At 45.7% G+C, this 17,667-nt stretch carries 11 protein-coding genes and 4 tRNA genes; 6 read left to right on the forward strand and 9 right to left on the reverse strand.

Annotated features, from left to right (window positions below; all coding sequences use genetic code 11):
• From C6G87_RS04495 to C6G87_RS04525, 7 genes are all read right to left on the reverse strand, one after another.
• Entirely contained in the window at positions 1-201 is a 201-nt protein-coding gene (locus tag C6G87_RS04495; protein ID WP_104752341.1) for a copper ion binding protein, read from the reverse strand.
• Positions 191-2,368, reverse strand: a complete 2,178-nt coding sequence (locus C6G87_RS04500) for a heavy metal translocating P-type ATPase (RefSeq protein WP_104752342.1) — start codon at positions 2,366-2,368, stop codon at positions 191-193. The genes C6G87_RS04495 and C6G87_RS04500 overlap by 11 nt, the downstream gene beginning before the upstream one ends.
• Positions 2,368-3,069: a CDP-diacylglycerol--serine O-phosphatidyltransferase gene (pssA, locus tag C6G87_RS04505; RefSeq protein WP_199767636.1), complete on the reverse strand. Its 702-nt coding sequence runs from the start codon at positions 3,067-3,069 to the stop codon at positions 2,368-2,370. Before pssA ends, C6G87_RS04500 begins: the two co-directional genes overlap by 1 nt.
• A 9-nt stretch (positions 3,070-3,078) precedes the next feature.
• A complete protein-coding gene (gene ftsH, locus C6G87_RS04510) occupies positions 3,079-4,986 on the reverse strand; it encodes an ATP-dependent zinc metalloprotease FtsH (RefSeq protein WP_104752344.1) in 1,908 nt (635 codons plus the stop codon).
• 8 nt (positions 4,987-4,994) lie between these two features.
• Positions 4,995-5,903 carry a 50S ribosomal protein L11 methyltransferase gene (gene prmA, locus C6G87_RS04515; RefSeq protein ID WP_104752345.1) on the reverse strand — a complete coding sequence of 303 codons (909 nt, stop codon included), beginning with the start codon at positions 5,901-5,903 and terminating at the stop codon, positions 4,995-4,997.
• Positions 5,904-5,918: 15 nt separating this feature from the next.
• Positions 5,919-6,293: a chemotaxis response regulator CheY gene (locus tag C6G87_RS04520; RefSeq protein WP_104752346.1), complete on the reverse strand. Its 375-nt coding sequence runs from the start codon at positions 6,291-6,293 to the stop codon at positions 5,919-5,921.
• Positions 6,294-6,399: 106 nt separating this feature from the next.
• A complete protein-coding gene (locus tag C6G87_RS04525) occupies positions 6,400-7,014 on the reverse strand; it encodes an XRE family transcriptional regulator (protein ID WP_104752347.1) in 615 nt (204 codons plus the stop codon).
• A 168-nt stretch (positions 7,015-7,182) separates the two neighbouring features.
• Here C6G87_RS04525 and C6G87_RS04530 point away from each other — a divergent pair.
• From C6G87_RS04530 to putP, 6 genes are all read left to right on the forward strand, one after another.
• A tRNA-Pro gene (locus tag C6G87_RS04530) sits at positions 7,183-7,259 on the forward strand.
• 18 nt (positions 7,260-7,277) lie between these two features.
• A tRNA-His gene (locus tag C6G87_RS04535) sits at positions 7,278-7,354 on the forward strand.
• 45 nt (positions 7,355-7,399) lie between these two features.
• A tRNA-Arg gene (locus tag C6G87_RS04540) sits at positions 7,400-7,476 on the forward strand.
• Between the two features lies 1 nt (position 7,477).
• Positions 7,478-7,554: transfer RNA gene (locus tag C6G87_RS04545), tRNA-Arg, on the forward strand.
• A gap of 102 nt (positions 7,555-7,656) precedes the next feature.
• On the forward strand, positions 7,657-11,202 hold the full coding sequence (locus C6G87_RS04550; protein WP_104752348.1) for a bifunctional proline dehydrogenase/L-glutamate gamma-semialdehyde dehydrogenase: 3,546 nt from the start codon (positions 7,657-7,659) through the stop codon (positions 11,200-11,202).
• Positions 11,192-12,667 (forward strand): sodium/proline symporter PutP, encoded by a 1,476-nt coding sequence (gene putP / locus C6G87_RS04555; RefSeq protein ID WP_104752349.1) that lies wholly within the window; start codon positions 11,192-11,194, stop codon positions 12,665-12,667. The genes C6G87_RS04550 and putP overlap by 11 nt, the downstream gene beginning before the upstream one ends.
• A 122-nt stretch (positions 12,668-12,789) precedes the next feature.
• Here putP and uvrA read toward each other — a convergent pair whose 3' ends face one another.
• Both uvrA and C6G87_RS04565 read right to left on the reverse strand, forming a co-directional pair.
• Positions 12,790-15,612, reverse strand: a complete 2,823-nt coding sequence (uvrA, locus tag C6G87_RS04560; RefSeq protein WP_104752350.1) for an excinuclease ABC subunit UvrA — start codon at positions 15,610-15,612, stop codon at positions 12,790-12,792.
• Between the two features lie 138 nt (positions 15,613-15,750).
• On the reverse strand, positions 15,751-17,658 hold the full coding sequence (locus C6G87_RS04565; protein WP_104752351.1) for a motility associated factor glycosyltransferase family protein: 1,908 nt from the start codon (positions 17,656-17,658) through the stop codon (positions 15,751-15,753).
• Positions 17,659-17,667: the final 9 nt, after the last annotated feature.

Here is a 17,667-nt window from a genome sequence, read left to right on the forward strand (position 1 = left end):
CTAACCTAGCGTGTAGCCTGCATCTAGAATAGCCTCGCTAATTGCCTCTCGACTAGCGGGAGACTCAAATTCCACGCACACCTGTTTAGTATCCACATTGACTTCGATATGCTTTACACCCTCTAATTCTCCTACGAAGCGCTCAATCTTGTCTACGCAATGATCACATGTGATTTCCGGTACTGACCATTCAGCTTTCATAACTTGCCTTAATTTTAAGATGGATTCCTTTAAGTCTTTGGGCGTTGAGCACCACGCTAAGACTACTCAAGCTCATCGCCAAACTAGCTAGCATGGGACTCAACATGATTCCTGCTTTAAAAGCCACTCCACAGGCTAAAGGAATAGCAATGGTGTTATAGCTAAAAGCCCAAAAGAGATTCTGCTTAATATTGCCAATAGTGGCTTGACTGAGTCGAATTGCATTTTCTACCGCCGCAATTTCATTATTAAAACTCACCACATCAGCCACTTCTAGACTTGCATCACTCCCGCTAGCCATGACAACTGCCACATCGCTACGTGCCAAACAGGGTGCATCGTTTAAACCATCGCCCACCATCATCACTATTTCCCCCTGCGCCTTGATCTCTTCGATCTTGGCAAGCTTGGACTCAGGGCTTGCTTGTCCAATACATGCGTCCAATTTAAGTTCTTGAGCTAAAGTTTGCACATTCTCCTGTGCGTCGCCACTCAGCAACATACTTTTCAGTCCTAGAGCTTTCAAGCGCGCCAAATTTTCTTTAGCATGCACTTTAAGGCTATCTTGCAAGATCAGCGCACCTAGGATGTGATCGGTTTGTCCTTCTATACCTACAAAAACCCATGTGCCCGGCACACTCTGCGCAAAAGGGTTAGGGGCGTTGAAAAACTCCAAATTTCCTACTTTGATAATCGCTCCCTCCACGCACGCACGCATACCTTTTCCTAATACTGCGCGTCCTTCTGTAGCTTCTTTAAGCGCCACTCCCTGATCTTTGGCATAGGCAACAATACCCTGAGCTAACACATGTTCGCTCAAGGCCTCTACACTCGCGCCTAAGACTAATACTTCTGTAGCTGAAATTTCAGGAATAGCCACCACTTGTTGCACTTGAGGTTTGCCCTGTGTGATTGTGCCCGTTTTGTCAAAAACAACATAACTTACCAAGCGTGCTTTCTCTAACGCCTGTGCGTCTTTGAAAAACAAACCTAAATGACTGGCTTCTTTATGTGCCACTAATAAAGACATGGGCGTTGCTAACCCCAAAGCGCAAGGGCAGGAAATTACCAGTACGGCAATAAACACTTCTAGTGCGCGTGCAAAATCTCCTAAAACAAGCCATGCTACGAAGGCTAGACTAGCAATAGTAATTACGGCAGGCACAAAGATTCGAGCAACCTTGTCGGCTAATCTAGCGATTTGTGCCTTAGAACCTTGCGCGTTACGCACCTGCTGGATGATCTTTTGTAAAGCACTCTGTGTACTAGTATGGATAGCTCTTATACAAAATGTGCTTGTAGTGTTGAGTGTGCCTGAGAAGACATGCGCACCACTAGCCTTGTAAATGGGCACACTCTCCCCTGTAAGCATGGATTCATCAACTTCTCCCTCCCCCTCTACAACCACACCGTCTACAGGAATCACGCTTCCGGGCAAAATCTGCAAGACATCGTTCACTTGTACGTGCTCGATGAGTACCTCGATTACCTCTCCTCCCTCTATTCTTAAGGCGCTTTGAGGCTGCTTACTTAAAAGTCCTTCCATCGCTTGCAAAGCTTTATCTTTAGACCCCTCTTCTAGACGTTTACCCACCATCACAAATACTAAAATGACACATGCACTTTCAAAATAATATCCTGTGTGTGCACCCTGAAAGGCCTTGCCCAACAAAAAGAGACTATAAAGAAACGCGCTACTCGTGCCTAACGCAATTAGGCTGTCCATGTTGGGCTGACGCTCCCATAGGGCTTTAAAACCCCTGCTATAAAAATCCTTGCCCACACGCATTACAAATAAGCTTAACAAGGCTTGCAACAACCCACTCACGAAGGAATTGCGTAAAATATCGGGTAGCAACATAGGTAGATGCATCGCAACCATCGAGAGATAAAGTACGCCCAAAGTTGCTAGGATGGCGACCCATAGATGGGATTTTTTAGCTTGTGGGGGAGGGAGACTTTCTTTAGGGGTATACCCTAATTTGGTGATGATCTTAAAAATATCTTCAAGATTGGCGTGTGCGCCGTCATAAACAACAACTGCACTTTTGCTAAGCAAATCCACGCGCACCTCTTGAATAAAGCTTTTGCGTTCTAAGGCACGCTCAATGCCACTCGAACACGCGCTACAAGTCATGCCCTCAATATAAAAACGCACTTGTTGCATCAATGCTTCCGTTTTAATAAAATTCTACCCATCACAAAGAGCCAGCGCACAATACCATAGCACAGATAGAGGAACATAAAGCCACTCAGCACTTCAAGTGGCTTAATAAAGATAAGTAATAAGAAAATCAATAAAAGAACAAAAAGCTTTAGATTCCATTGCACTTTTTTAAAATTAGGGTAGCGGATGTTGCTCACCATCATCACACCCAAAAACACAATATAGGCGAGCATCAAATGCCCATACTGTTCTTTAAAAAGAGCATACTTGCGATCTAAAAGAATAGCAAGCACCACCAACACCGCACCAGTAGGAATAGGGATACCAATAAAAGAATAAGGGTCTGTAGTCTGAGTGGTAACATTGAAACGCGCCAAACGAATCGCCCCAAAGATCACAAACAAGGCACAAGCAGCCATACCCATGCGCCCGTAAGTATGTCCAATATAAAAATAAGCGATGATACTAGGAGCTGCTCCAAAAGCCACAACATCAGCTAGAGAATCAAACTCTAAGCCAAATTTACTTGTAGTGTTGGTCAGGCGCGCCACGCGTCCATCAAGCCCATCTAGCACCAAACACACCACCACAAACCAGCATGCAGTTACAAAACTTCCTCTAGAAGCATAAAACACGCTCATCATTCCCAAAAAAATACTACTTGCCGTAAAAAGATTGGGGAAAAGATAGAGCGGTTTAATGGGAAATCCTTAACTGGCGTGTTCTTCTAAAGGCACTAAGCGACTTTTTAATTGGTTAGCAACCTCGTATTCACTGATAATCTCACGTACTCTTTCACCCGTAATAACTTCTTTTTCAAAAAGTTCGTCTACCATCACCTCGATCGCTTCCTTGTAGTCGCTTAAGGTTTGTTTTACATGACTATAACGCTCTTCTAGCAAGTTTTTAATAAAGCCATCCATTTCTTCAGCCATCTTTTCGCTAAACTCACGCCCATTCCCAAAACCTCCACCTAAAAAGGAATTGCGTTGCTTTTCTAGCACCATCAACCCGCTGACATCACTCATGCCATAGTAGCTCACCATGCCCTTGATAATGTCCGTAGCTCTCTCTAAGTCGTTGCTGGCTCCCGTAGAAATCTCTTGTAAAAACACATCTTCAGCCGCACGTCCGCCTAAAAGCACATCAATCTCTGCGATGAGTTCATGTTTTTGCATGAGGTACTTATTTTCCTCTGGAGTATTAAGCGTGTAACCAAGAGCTGCCATTCCTCTAGGAATAATGGAAACTTTGTTCACCCGCGCCGAACCCTTCGTCATCTCTGAGATAACCGCATGCCCGCTTTCATGGTAGGCGACAATTTTCTTTTCTTTAGGTGAAATACGCCGACTCTTTTTTTCTAATCCAGCAATGCCCCGTTCTACTGCCTCTTTTAAATGTTGTTGTTTAACCTCCTTTTGGTTGTTACGCCCAGCCAAAAGAGCGGCTTCGTTGATAATGTTAGCTAAATCCGCTCCTGCTAGCCCAGCAGTGAGTTTGGCAATCTCCTGCAAATCCACATCATTAGCCAACTTGACCGGCTTAATGTGCACCTTCAAAATCTCCACCCGTCCGTTAAAATCGGGTTTATCCACCAATACCTGACGATCGAAACGCCCGGGTCTCAAGAGGGCAGGGTCTAGAATCTCAGGGCGATTAGTGGCAGCAAGCACAATCACGGGTGCGTTTTCTGAACCAAAGCCATCCATTTCGGCTAAAAGTTGGTTTAGAGTCTGTTCTCTCTCGTCGTTCCCGCTCACCATACCCCCTGCTGCGCGACTTTTACCAATAGCATCGATCTCATCAATAAATATGATACTAGGAGCTTCTTTTTTGGCAATGTCGAAGAGATCGCGTACACGACTCGCCCCCAAACCTACAAACATTTCAATAAAACTACTCCCTCCCATCGAAAAGAAAGGAACGCTTGCCTCACCTGCCACTGCTTTAGCTAAAAGGGTTTTGCCCGTTCCGGGAGGACCTACCAACAACACACCTTTAGGAATCTTTGCTCCTAAAGAGGCGTAACGATCAGGATATTTGAGAAAATCTACAATCTCTACAACCTCTTCTTTAGCCTCTTCATTACCCGCCATGTCATTAAAGCGCACTTTGGGCTTTTCAGCATTGATGAGTTTTTTAGAACTCCCCATACCAAAGATTCCCCCACCCATATTCTTTTGCATGCGACTTGCCATGAACATCCACAACCCTAGTATCACCAATACGGGCAAGAGCCAACCTAAAATATCCGTAAAGAAATTAGACTCACTAAAGCCCGAATAATTGATCTTTTGAGCATCTAGCAAGGGCACTAGAGAAAGGTCGGGTACGCGCTTAGCCACATAGATAGTCTTATTATTACCCTCTTTACTGGTGGCTTTGATGATGGTTTGCCCGATGCTGACATCATCCACTTCTTTATTTTCTATCAGTTGCTTAAGTTCATGATAGCTAACGCTTTTAGTGCTAGTAGAGAGAAAACGATCGCCAAAACTTCCCTCTGTGCCCATCATGCGTACCGCAACAATGGCAACAATGATAAAAACTAGAATAAGCACCAAAGGATTCTGCAACAAAGGCTTTTTAGGGTTAGGATTTTGTGATCGATCGTCCATAATATTCCTTATGAGTTAGAATGCCTACATAGGGTTAAACATACCCATTCATTTTCCTGAACCCTATGCAGAAAAGTAAAATCTTGAGAATAGATCGCTAGCACCTCGCGCTCGCAAGTGTCTAAAATACCAGATAATAAAAGCAACCCCCCTTTTTTACTTGCTTTGAGCACATCCGCATACATCTGAATAATCACACTGGCAACAATATTGATCACCACCACATCATAGGATGTACTTTCTGGTTTCTCTTGAATAGAGCCTAGCCAAAGATGCGCACATGTTAGGTGATTGCGTTTAAAATTTTTTTGGGTTTGCGCAATCGCTAGAGGATCGGTGTCGCACGCATGCGTGTATGCGCCTAACTGCGCCAAAGCTAAACTTAAAACCCCGCTTCCACAACCCACATCTAAACTTAACTTATCTCGTACCTCTAATTGAGAAATTTCTTGCAAGAGCAAGCGCGTGCTCTCATGTCTACCCGTACCAAAGGCTAAACTAGGATCAAGTATTAAAGGAATCAAGTCCTCTTGGGTCTGAGAATTCCAGCTAGGCATGATATGGAATCGACCACAAGTAATAGGCTCTACCCCCTCTTTGTAAGCCCGCACCCAGTCTAGATTAGGGTGTGCGCTACTATAGTGATAAAAGCCGATGTTCTCGCCTAAGCGTTCAGATATAGCGCAACAAAAGGCTTTAAGATGCTCCAAGAGCGCACTAGAAGACTCCCTCGAATAAACTACAAAACCCGCACTAGGAGGGCTCAAAGGGGTTTTGCCAAAGTAATGATAATCAAGAGAAGGCGCTGTCTCAATCTCTTCGATAGCGTTCTGCGTAAAATCTAAGAGACAATCAGCGAACAGCTCGGAGCAGTGTGTAGGTAAAATAAAGGTTTTAAAGTAGACATCTTGGCACACGCGCGCTACAACCCTTCAATCATTGGTTCCTAATACAACCTCTAGTTTTTCTTTAAGTACTTGGGGCGTAAAGGGCTTGACGATGTAGTTGTTCACCCCAGCTTTAAGCGCTGTAATCACCTCCGCCTTACCCCCCTCTGTGGTGATCATAATGATAGGCAAATCCTTAAAGCGCCCATCTGAGCGTACTTTTTTTACCAAATCTAGCCCATTCATCTCTGGCATATTCCAGTCTGTGATGAGTACACCGGTGGTGTCGTTGCTATCCAGCTTTCCCCACGCTTCTACACCATGCTCAGCCTCTAGAATATCTTCATAGCCCAAGCGTTGCAAGGTGTTTTTAATGATCCTTCGCATGGTCGAACTATCATCTACAACTAAAATTTTCAATCTCGCTCCTTGGTCGGCTTAGTCACATAAAACTATCCGCACATGTTAGCATATTTATACAATGGGTATCTTTAAATGAATAATGAAGTAATCCCCCCCAAATCCTCTAAAGACCAGAAGTATGTAACACTCCCACCACGCGCCCTAGAATCACAATCTCCTCTAGACTGCCAAGACGAATGGGCTTATAGACAGCGTTATCACTGATCAAGCACACTTCCGGGCGTTTGCTCAGACGCTTAACATAATACTCACCATCTAGATTTACCACATAAACAGCCCCCTCATAACAACTCCCGTCATTTTGAAAAAGCAACAAATCTCCCTCCTTGATAAGTGGCTCCATAGAATTGCCCATTGCTTGCAAGAGTCCTAAATGCTCTGTGGAAGTGATCCCAAAATGCTTTTTAAGAAAAGACTTGCTTTGAGGCAGAAACACCATGTTATCGTTATGGTTAGCATCTTTAGGCGCATGTGTCTTGATGTCTTTGATATAGGGCACCATCACCACGTCTTCCACTTCCCGATGTGTGGAGGTGAAAAAATGTAAATCCGTGTTGAGTGCGTTGGCGAGTTTCTCCAAAGTGTCTAAGGTAATATTGCTTTTCTGCTCGCTTTCATAGCGCTTAATACTCTGTAAGCTCACCCCACACTTGAGCGCAAGTTCTTCTTGAGTGAGGTTATTAGCATTCCTAAGTTGTTTAAGTTTCTCTTTGAGCATGTTAGACTCCTTTCGTAAAATCTTAGGTAAAAATCCTATACAACACTATGGTTAAAATATGGTTAAAATTGAGAAATAAGATTCTTGTTAGATTTGTATTAATATATGGCATGGGCTTGCTTGACAAACTTTAAAGACCTATGGTATAATAGCGACTTGTGAGAATTTCGGGGCGTAGCGCAGCCTGGTAGCGCACTTGGTTTGGGACCAAGGGGTCGAAGGTTCGAATCCTTTCGCCCCGACCATGCGTGCAAGAAAATATGGTGGGTGTAGCTCAGTTGGTTAGAGCACCAGATTGTGGTCCTGGGGGTCGTGGGTTCAAGCCCCATCACCCACCCCATATTCCGCTTCAAAGTTTCCCCTTTTCTTACGGCTTTTACTTTTGGCGCTTGTAGCTCAATTGGATAGAGCACCAGACTTCGGATCTGGGGGTTAGGGGTTCGACTCCCTTCAAGCGCACCACGCGCTTGTAGCTCAGCTGGATAGAGCAACGGCCTTCTAAGCCGTAGGTCGCAGGTTCAAATCCTGCCAGGCGCACCATGTTACTGATTGCTACCCTTGTATTTCCTTGCCCGATGTTAACACGCTTGCTATTAACCTAAGTGTTTTATACTCTGGGGCTATTACCCATTTGGAGTTACCATGCGATGTCCTCCCCAAGATCTAGTTAAGTCTGCCTTGAGTCTTGCCACTACTTTGCAAACCAAAATCAGCGAACACCTCAGCCACGAAGAAAAAAGCTTTCATAATAAAATGCAAAAACTCTTGGATAACCCTAAAAATAAGGTCATGCTTATTGAGCTTTTGGATCGGAGTTTTAGGTGTCAGGACAATCGCGCGCGCTTTGAGCTCATTGAGCACACCCTAAAAAAGTATGGCATTGCCGATTTCTTTAGCGCTTTTGAAAAATTTTTACTCACGGGATTCTTACATGTAGGTAAACTTGCACCCTCTATGAGTGTACCCTTTTTTGTGGATAAAATCCGCGCTAACACAAAAGCGATGGTGTTGGATGAAAGTAGCGATGCACTTAAGGCTGTGATTGACCAGCGCGAAGCTGAACAGATTGTCTTAAATGTCAATTTGATTGGGGAAGAGGTGCTAGGCGAATCGGAGGCAACTTATCGCATGCACAAATACCAAGAAGCTATTAAATCTAGCTACATCAAATACATTTCCATTAAAATCACCACGATTTTTTCGCAAATCCACCACTTAGACTTTGAATATTCAAAGGAAGAAGTAGTCAAGCGTCTGGACACTCTTTATGCTCTTGCTCTTGAACAAAAGGAACAACATGGGATTGAGAAGTTCATTAACTTAGATATGGAGGAATTCAAGGATCTAGAGCTCACCATTGCCGCCTTTATGGAATCCATTGCTAAATTTCCTATTAGGGCAGGAATTGTGTTGCAAGCATATATCCCCGATTCTTACCAGTATTTGCAAACTCTAGTCGCTTTTTCTAAAGAGCGTGTGCTTAACGATCTACCTCCCATTAAGATTCGCTTTGTCAAGGGGGCAAATATGGAGAATGAAGAGACCATTGCTTCTCTCAAGGGTTGGGAATTACCTACATTCTCCAGCAAGCAAGACACCGACTCCAATTACAATAAGATGTTAGAATATGTCCTGAGTGATGAGAATTACAAGTACATCCATATTGGTATTGCTTCGCATAATATTTTTGAAATCGCCTATGCCTACACCCGTATCCATGCCCTCAACGATCCGTGTGCCCTAGAGCATTTTAGCTTTGAAATGTTGGAGGGCATGAGTTTACAAGCGAGTCGCGAGCTAAAACAAATGCACCAACTTATTCTTTATGCCCCCGTGTGCGATATCCAACATTTTAACAATGCCATCGCCTATCTTGTGCGCCGCCTTGATGAAAACACAGCCCCTGATAACTTTATGAAAGCTTTTTTTAATCTCCAAGTCGGATCACGCGCTTGGCAGGATCAAGAAGAACGCTTCTTGAAGAGCTTAGAAAGCATGGATTCTTTAGATAACCGCACACGACGCACTCAAGATCGCAACCATCTTCAAGATGGGCATAGTACCTACCCCAATAAGCCTTTTATCAATGAAAGTGATACTGATTTTGTCTTACGCGCTAATCGCGAATGGGCACAGCGAATCGTCGATAAAACGCGCAACACTCCCCCTATTGAACTTTCTCCTATGGTGGGGAAAGCGTGTGCCACACAAGGGCTCAAGCGCCTCGATGTTTTTGATAAGATTGAGCATAAAAAGATTGCCTCAGTCTTCCTGGCTAGCGCTACGATTATGCAGGAAGCTCTGATGTTAGCACAAGCAAGTTCTTTTTCACAACGCCACCTACATGAAATCCATGCTACCTTAAGCCGAGTGGCACAAAAATTCAGAGAAAGGCGCGCTGAACTTATCGGTTTAAGTGCATTGGAGGTGGGCAAGACCTTTGTTGAAAGCGATGCAGAGGTGAGCGAAGCTATCGACTTTTTAGAGTTTTACCCCCATAGTTTGCAAACATTTTTGCACGAGTACCCCCATGTTAATTTTAAGCCTAAGGGAGTGGGTGTAGTGGTCGCTCCGTGGAATTTCCCTATTGGTATTTCTGTAGGGAGTATTGCTAGCGCACTAGCAGGAGGGAATGCGGTCATTTACAAGCCCTCTAGTATGAGTATGGTTACAGGGTATCGTCTATGCGAATGTTTTTGGGATGCGGGCGTGCCTAGAGACGCGCTCATTTATTTACCCTGCAGAGGGGTAGAGTTGAGCGCACATTTATTAAGCGATAGTCGCGTACGCTTTGCAATCCTGACCGGCTCAGAAGAAACCGCCTATGAAATGCTCAAGGCTGACCCCATGTTACACTTAAGTGCGGAAACAGGAGGCAAGAATGCCACCATTGTAACCAAAATGGCAGATAGAGAGCAGGCAGTAAAAAATGTCATTCATTCTGCCTTTAGCAATTCGGGGCAGAAATGTTCCGCCACTTCTTTACTCATCTTAGAAGAAGAAGTTTATGAAGATGCTAACTTTAAAAAAATGCTTGTAGATGCCACGCAATCCATGAGCGTAGGCGATCCTCTAGAGTTGCGCCACAAGATCGGAACTTTGGCTAGCACGCCCAGCTCTAAAGTCCAAAAAGCTCTGCATCACATAGAAGACCATGAAGAGTGGGTGCTCAAACCTGAGTTTATCCACGACAACACTCATTTAATGAAGCCTTGTATTAAATACGGCACGCGTGCAGGGGATTATACCTATCATACAGAGCTTTTTGTGCCCCTACTTTCCGTAATGAAAGCCAAAGATCTTAAAGAAGCCATAAACTTAGCCAATGGCACAGGTTATGGTTTGACAGGAGGACTAGAGTCTTTAGATGAGCGTGAATGGGAATATTTCATTGAGAATATCGAAGTGGGCAATGTTTACATCAATAAACCCACCACCGGGGCAATCGTTTTGCGCCAGCCCTTTGGGGGGGTCAAAAAGTCTGCGGTAGGTTTGGGGCGCAAGGTGGGCAGTTACAATTATGCCCTGCAATTTGTGCAAGTTGAAGAAAGCGCATCTGTACCTGTACCTAGCGATGCCCATCTTCCTTTTATCCAAGCTTTGGAAGCTTTTAATGCTAACCATAACAACGCGTTTGAAGAGGTGATTGACATGGCGCGTAATTATGCCCACCATGCTGCACACACCTTTAGCACCCCTGTAGAATTTATCCGCGTGCGAGGGGAAGAAAATTATTTTAGTTATACTAAAGTCTCTAGTGTTGGCTATCGCGTGGGAGTTGAAGATGGCGTTTTAGAACTCTTTAGCGTGGTGCTTGCCTGTGCTGTCTGTGCAATTCCGCTTACACTTAGTATCGCTAACCCCCCAACTAACCCCCATTTTAACACCTTGTTGGAATGTTTAGACAGCATGCAGCACCATTTCAAGCCAGAGATTTTTTACGAAAGTCTAGAGGAATTTAGCCAAAAACTGAGCGAGTTTGGGCGCGTGCGCTATTTTAGTCAAACTTTAGACTCGCTTTACAAGGCGAGCGCGCAAGCGGGTATCGTGTTAGCCAATGCTAAGCCCTTAAAGTGTGGACGCTTTGAATTGCTCAACTATCATTTAGAAAAATCAGTGAGCATTTCTTACCATCGCTATGGAAATTTGGGTGCAAGGGGTTTAAAGGAGGAGACCCATGCAAATTAGTTACCAGATTTTGTGCGTTTTCATTCTCTATTCGGCGCTTATGCTCTTTATTGGGTTTTATTTTTATCGTAAGAACGAGACTACCGAAGACTATTTTTTGGGGGATCGCTCTATGGGTCCAGTTATTAGCGCACTGAGTGCGGGCGCTAGCGACATGAGCGGGTGGCTCTTGATGGGTTTACCTGGAGCTTTGTATGTAGGCGGTTTGGTCAATAGCCATATCGCCATAGGGCTTACTATTGGAGCCTTTATCAATTGGTCTTTAGTGGCTAAACGCCTACGAGTTTATACTAGCGTGATTGCCAATTCTATCACGATTCCTGATTACTTTGAAACCCGTTTTAGTGATGATAAGCATATCCTGCGTCTGATTTCTGCGATTGTAATCTTGATTTTCTTTACTTTTTACGTCTCTTCGGGTCTAGTGAGTGGGGCGAAACTTTTTGAGGCAACTTTTGGAGTCCAATACGCCCATGCACTCATTGTGGGTACACTGATTATTGTTACCTATACCTTTTTGGGTGGCTATAAGGCAGTGTGTTGGACCGATCTTATTCAAGGTCTTTTGATGATGGGTGCGCTTGTGGTGGTACCCTGTGTCATGCTTTACCATTTGGGCGGATTTGGCGCAAGTTTTGAAAGCATTGCCAGCATCAAACCGGAGAATTTAACTTTTTTGAAAGGCACTTCCTTTGTGGCGGTGGTTTCAAGTTTAGCTTGGGGTTTGGGCTATTTTGGACAACCCCATATCTTAGTGCGTTTCATGTCCATTCGCTCTATTCAAGAGATTCCCAAAGCCACTACAATCGGGATCGGCTGGATGGTAATTTCTTTAGCAGGGGCATGTTTGATTGGATTATTAGGCGTGGCGTATGTAGCTAAGTTTAACCTAAGTTTAGCGGACCCTGAGAAAATCTTTATCCACATGAGTGCCACCCTTTTTAACCCTTGGATTGGTGGCGTACTCTTGAGTGCTATTTTAGCCGCAGTGATGAGTACGGCTAGTTCACAGCTTTTAGTAAGCTCTTCAACCATCGCTGAAGATTTTTACTCTAAAGTTTTTAACAAAGAAGCCCCTATTAAAAGCGTCATGCTTGTGAGTCGCGCTTCTGTATTGGCAGTGGCATGTGTAGCGTTTTTTATTTCTATGGATCGCAATGCTAGCGTGTTAAAGATTGTCTCTTACGCGTGGGCAGGATTTGGAGCTAGTTTTGGCACGGTGATTCTCTTCTCGCTCTTTTGGGAACGCATGACCAGGTTAGGGGCAATCATGGGCATGGTCTTTGGAGCGAGTACGGTGATCTTGTATGAAAAATTTGGTAAGAGTTTTTTAGATATTTATGAGATTGTGCCCGGGTTTATTGCTAGTTCGATTGCCATTGTGGTTTTTAGTTTGTTGAGCTCTGTGCGCCCGGGCACTAAGGATGCGTTCAATCAAATGTTACGTGAAATCCAAAAAGGCTAGTATGGGGGCATGCAAGTTTTGCTAACACAGCGCGGTTTTTTGTGTAAACAACGCCCGAACGCACCCACAAGCTTGAGGAGCTTGAAAGAGCCTTGCTGGTGTCGGGGTGTTGGTTACTCTTATCAATTCTTTTTTTGGTGGCGATTTGTTTTTTCTAACCCCAATTCTCTAGCTAGAAATTTGCCCGTATAGCTGCCCGTTTGGGTGTGCGTTTTAGCCACTTCTAGGGGCGTGCCCTGTGCGATAACACGCCCCCCCCCGCCCCCTCCCTCTGGACCCATGTCAATGACATGATCGGCGTTCTTGATGATGTCTAGATTGTGTTCGATCACCAGCATAGAATTGCCCAACTCTACTAGAGAATGCAAGACATTGAGCAATAATTGCACATCTTCAAAATGCAACCCGGTGGTGGGTTCATCTAAGATATAAAGCGTCTTGCCCGTGTCTTTGCGACTCAATTCTTTAGCCAGCTTGATGCGCTGGGCTTCGCCCCCGCTCAAAGTGGTCGCGCTCTGCCCTAAGGTGATATAGCCCAAACCCACCGCCGCCAGGGTTTGCAGTTTAGAGGCGATTTTAGGGATTTTGGCAAAGAACTCTAGGGCTTCTTCTACGCTCATGTTGAGCACATCGGCGATCGATTTGCCCTTAATGGTGATGGCTAGAGTTTGGGCATTGTATTTACTCCCCTTACAGCTATCGCAACGCACCATCACATCGGGCAGAAAATGCATTTCAATCTTAATATCCCCCTCCCCATGGCATTTTTCACAACGCCCCCCCTTCACATTGAAGCTAAAGCGACTCGCGCTATAGCCCAAAACCTGTGCCTCCTTGCTTTGGGCAAAGAGGAGGCGAATTTCATCCATCACGCCCGTATAGGTGGCCGGATTGGATCGCGGGGTCTTGCCAATAGGGGCTTGATCGAGATAAATCACCTTGTCCAAATGCTCTAAGCCCCGGATAACACCTTGAGCTGGGCTAGATAGCCTAGCGTGGTTGAGCGCGCTCTGTGCCATAGGCAATAGGGTTTGCAAAATGAGCGAGCTCTTGCCACTCCCACTCACCCCGCTGACACACACAAAACACCCCAAGGGGATTTGCACGCTCAAATTATGAATATTGTGGATATGCACTTGCTGGAGTTCTAAAAACCGGGTAGGAGGGGTGCTAATGGGGGGGCGTTGGATCATTTTGCGCCCACTCAAATAAAGCGCGGTGGAGTGCGCGCTTTTTAAGAGGGCTGAAACACTGCCACTAAAGATCACCTCTCCGCCGTATTTGCCCGCCTTAGGTCCGATGTCTACGATGAAATCGGCTTGTTTGATGGTTTCTCTGTCATGCTCGACCACAATGAGGGTATTGCCCTTTTGTTGCAGATGTTGCAGAGTTTCTATCAATTTGAGCGTGTCGCGCTCATGCAAGCCGATACTAGGCTCATCTAGCACATAGAGTACCCCGGTTAGCCCGCTCCCTATCTGGCTAGCGATACGGATTCGTTGACTCTCCCCCCCGCTAATGCTTCTAGCATCGCGCCCTAAAGTCAGATACCCCAACCCTACAGACACCAAGAAAGAGAGTCGTTGTGCAATCTCTTTTAAAATGGGCGCGGCAATGCGGGCGTGTTGGGGGCTTAGGTGGGCAAAGTGATCGGGGTTGTTAAAAAAGGCGTGCACGGCATCAATGGGCATCTCTAAAAGCTGGGCGATCCCCAAATTAGCCACTTTCACCCCCAAAGACGCGCCCTTAAGGCGATGCCCCTGACATGTAGGGCATGGCTTTTCGTGCATATAATTTTGCAAATCGCGCGCGTCCTTGATCGCCTCATAAGCCATCTGCACCACGCCCCTCCATGGACGCTGCAAACTCTCTTGTTTCCATGTGAAGCACACTTCTTTGGCATTGCCATACAAAAGGGCTTTTTGCTGGGCAGAACTGAGCGCGTTAAAACTCAAGCGCATGTCAATCCCATTGCTTTGGCAAAAGCCCTCAAAGAACGCCCGATAATAGCTATGCGGGTAGCTGAAAATGGCTTTGGCTTGGGCTAGGGGGGCGTTGGGCTCTAAAATTTTATGGATGTCCAAACTCAGCTTGCTCCCCAACCCCGCGCACGCCTCACACGCCCCCTTAGGGGAGTTGAAAGAAAAGCTCAAGGGTTCTAAGGGCTCAAAACTCACCTTGCAGGCAAAGCATGCCAAGTGTTCGCTGTAATGCGCGCTTTTTTGACTCTGCACATCCACAATCTCCACTTCGCCATAGCTCTCCGCCAAGGCTTTTTCAACACCGCTTGCCAAGCGCGCATGGTTGTCTGCTTGGGCTAATAGGCGATCGAGCACAAGTTTTAGGGTGTGTTTTTTGGTTTTAGACAAGGCAATTTGTTCATCTAGGCGCACCAACACCCCATCAATTTGGGCGCGCACAAAGCCTTTTAAACGCAGGGCTTGGAGTTTTTCTTTAAAGCTCCCCTTTTTGTCGCGCACAAGGGGGGCTAGGATTAAGATCGTGCGCCCCTGAAAATCGCGCATCACTTGGGCGATGATGTCGCTCGCGCTCATAGAGGCGATGGACGCGCCGCATAAATGGCAATGTTGCGTCCCCACACGCGCGTACAAAAGGCGCAAATAATCATAAATTTCGGTGATAGTGCCCACGGTGGAGCGCGGGTTTTTGCTGGTGGTCTTTTGATCAATGGCGATGGCGGGGGTCAAGCCCTCGATCTTGTCTACGGCAGGCTTGCCCACGCGGTCTAAAAACTGGCGCGCGTAGCTAGAAAGGGATTCTAAATAACGCCGTTGCCCTTCGGCATAAAGGGTGTCAAAGGCTAGGGAGGACTTCCCCGAACCGCTCAAACCCGTAAACACAATGAAGCGGTTTTTAGGCAGAGTGAGGGTGATATTTTTTAGATTGTGTTCTCTAGCCCCGTAGATAGTAATATGGTTTGGCAAGGTGCGCTCTTATGGTGAATTTTGCGGGGGTATTATACTAGAACCTTGATTTAATTGTTGTTGGCAGTTTTGTTCTTGTTACTCGCACCCTCAAATCTCTTAAACTTAACTTTTTAATAAAAGGGGTGAGTTGCCCACCTATTCCCAAGTTTGCAAAGCCTCCTCTAAAACTTCCTTAACACAGGTGATCCCCCCGGCTAGACTAAAGAGCCAGTATTTATGGGCATAAATCCATTCTAATTGTTTAGCCTGTACATCTTCTTGGGTGAATGTGGGTTTGACCACGATCTTAGCGATGTCTAGTTCTTGGTGAAAAATATAGGACTGGATCGCATCGTTAAAGCACTGGTTGAATTTGACCTCTTCAAACAAGCCCTTGAGATCGTCAATCTTTTGGCTCAAGTCTTCAATACGCTTTAAATCTAACTTTTCTAGTTCTTGCTTGGCGTTGAGTGCCTCGATCTCCTCTAAAAATGCCATCACTTCTAAAAAAAGCGCTTCGATCTTTTCCTTGCACTCTTGGGCATAGGCGATCGCCTCTAGGCAAGTCTCTCTTGCCCCTTCTAGCCATTGCGCGCTCTGCTCTGGGCTTGGGAGGGTGAGTTTTAGGGGGGGTTTTTCTTGCGTTGAAACCAAGTCCGCTTTAATGCGTGCAACCGCTTCTTTAAAGGGAAGTTCTAAAGTGCCCCTAATTCTAGCCCCGCCCTGCGTGGCGTTGATCACTTCCAAGTTATAGGGAGTGTGGTAAATATCCTTTTCAAAGAAATCTAAAAAGAGTTTCCAAACGCGTGTGCTCTCCACCTGCCCCTGCCCCCCATAGGCTTCAATGAAAATTTTCTCTCCCTCCTGCTTGGGCTTGATCTCTTGTGCCCCATAGACCGCCCCGTGCGCATGGCTCTCCCCGCTGGGCGCAAAGCTCAAATCCTGCCCGATGAACACACAGCGCTTAAAGCGCGCATGCACCACGAGCTCATAAGCCATGTTGGCTGCGCTCATGCCAATGCCCAAATAGCCATATTGGTGCAAGTTAAAGAGACTGGTATAACCAAAGGGGCGCAAACTAAATTGAGTGGTGCCCTTGCTAATGGCTTGGCGCAATGTAGGGTGTACAATGGAGGTGAGTGCAAAGATCACGCCTTCTTGCGCCTCTTTGGGGGTGTCTTGGTAGAATTTGGCACTCGCTTCCACACGCTCTAAAGAAAAGACTAAATCAGGCTTGATCCCATGCGCGTGCAAAATGGGAAAGGACGCGTCAATGCAAAAAAGCGTGGCATAGGGGGCGATCTCTTTGAGCAGGGGGAGTTGTTTATTTAAACTAGGTCCGGTAGAAACAATAATGGCGGTGTTGTAATGCGCGTTGCGCGCTTTGAGCACTTCTACAAGATGGATCAAAGTGGGGGTTTGTACCACAAAGGGCAGATTTTGTACATGGTGCTTGATCCCCACAATGGCATCTTTAGCGTCATTGCCCACCCCGATCACAGCGTTTTCTAGGGCTTTGATGAAGTGTTGGTTGATCTGAGTAAAGTCTGACTCATAGCGTTCGTAATAGGGGTGGGCGATGATGAGCTCATAGACTTTAGCGTAAATTTTAGCGTGCTTGTCCATTAAAAATAGCGAGGCGATCAAAGGGTAATTGCACGCACTGCTATGCAATAAGATAAGCCGATCGCTTTGCATTTCTTCGCTGAAGTCTAGCAAGTTCAAAACGATGAAAATAATCTCTAACTCCGGCTCGATCACCACAAGGCGTTTGAGTTGCTCCAAGCCCAAAAACAAGCGCATGAGCATCCCATTGCCCGCGCCATAGAAATAAAGATAAGGGATATAGGCGTAAGTCTTTAGCTCTTCAAAACGCGCCAAATTCTCCTCTAAGGGCTTGTGGGCAAATAAGGGCGTGTTGGTAGACACATCTACAAGATTAAACGCGTCTTGTTGTACAAAAACCTCGTACTTGAGATTGCTCTTGAGCTTAGAGAGCTCTAGGGCGAGCAGGGGATCTTTGCGTTGCAAAATCCCCAAATTTTTCTCGTAAATATTAGACAAGTCCTACCC

Origin of the sequence: Helicobacter baculiformis (genome assembly GCF_900197685.1) — a bacterium.
Classification (GTDB): Bacteria; Campylobacterota; Campylobacteria; order Campylobacterales; family Helicobacteraceae; genus Helicobacter; species Helicobacter baculiformis.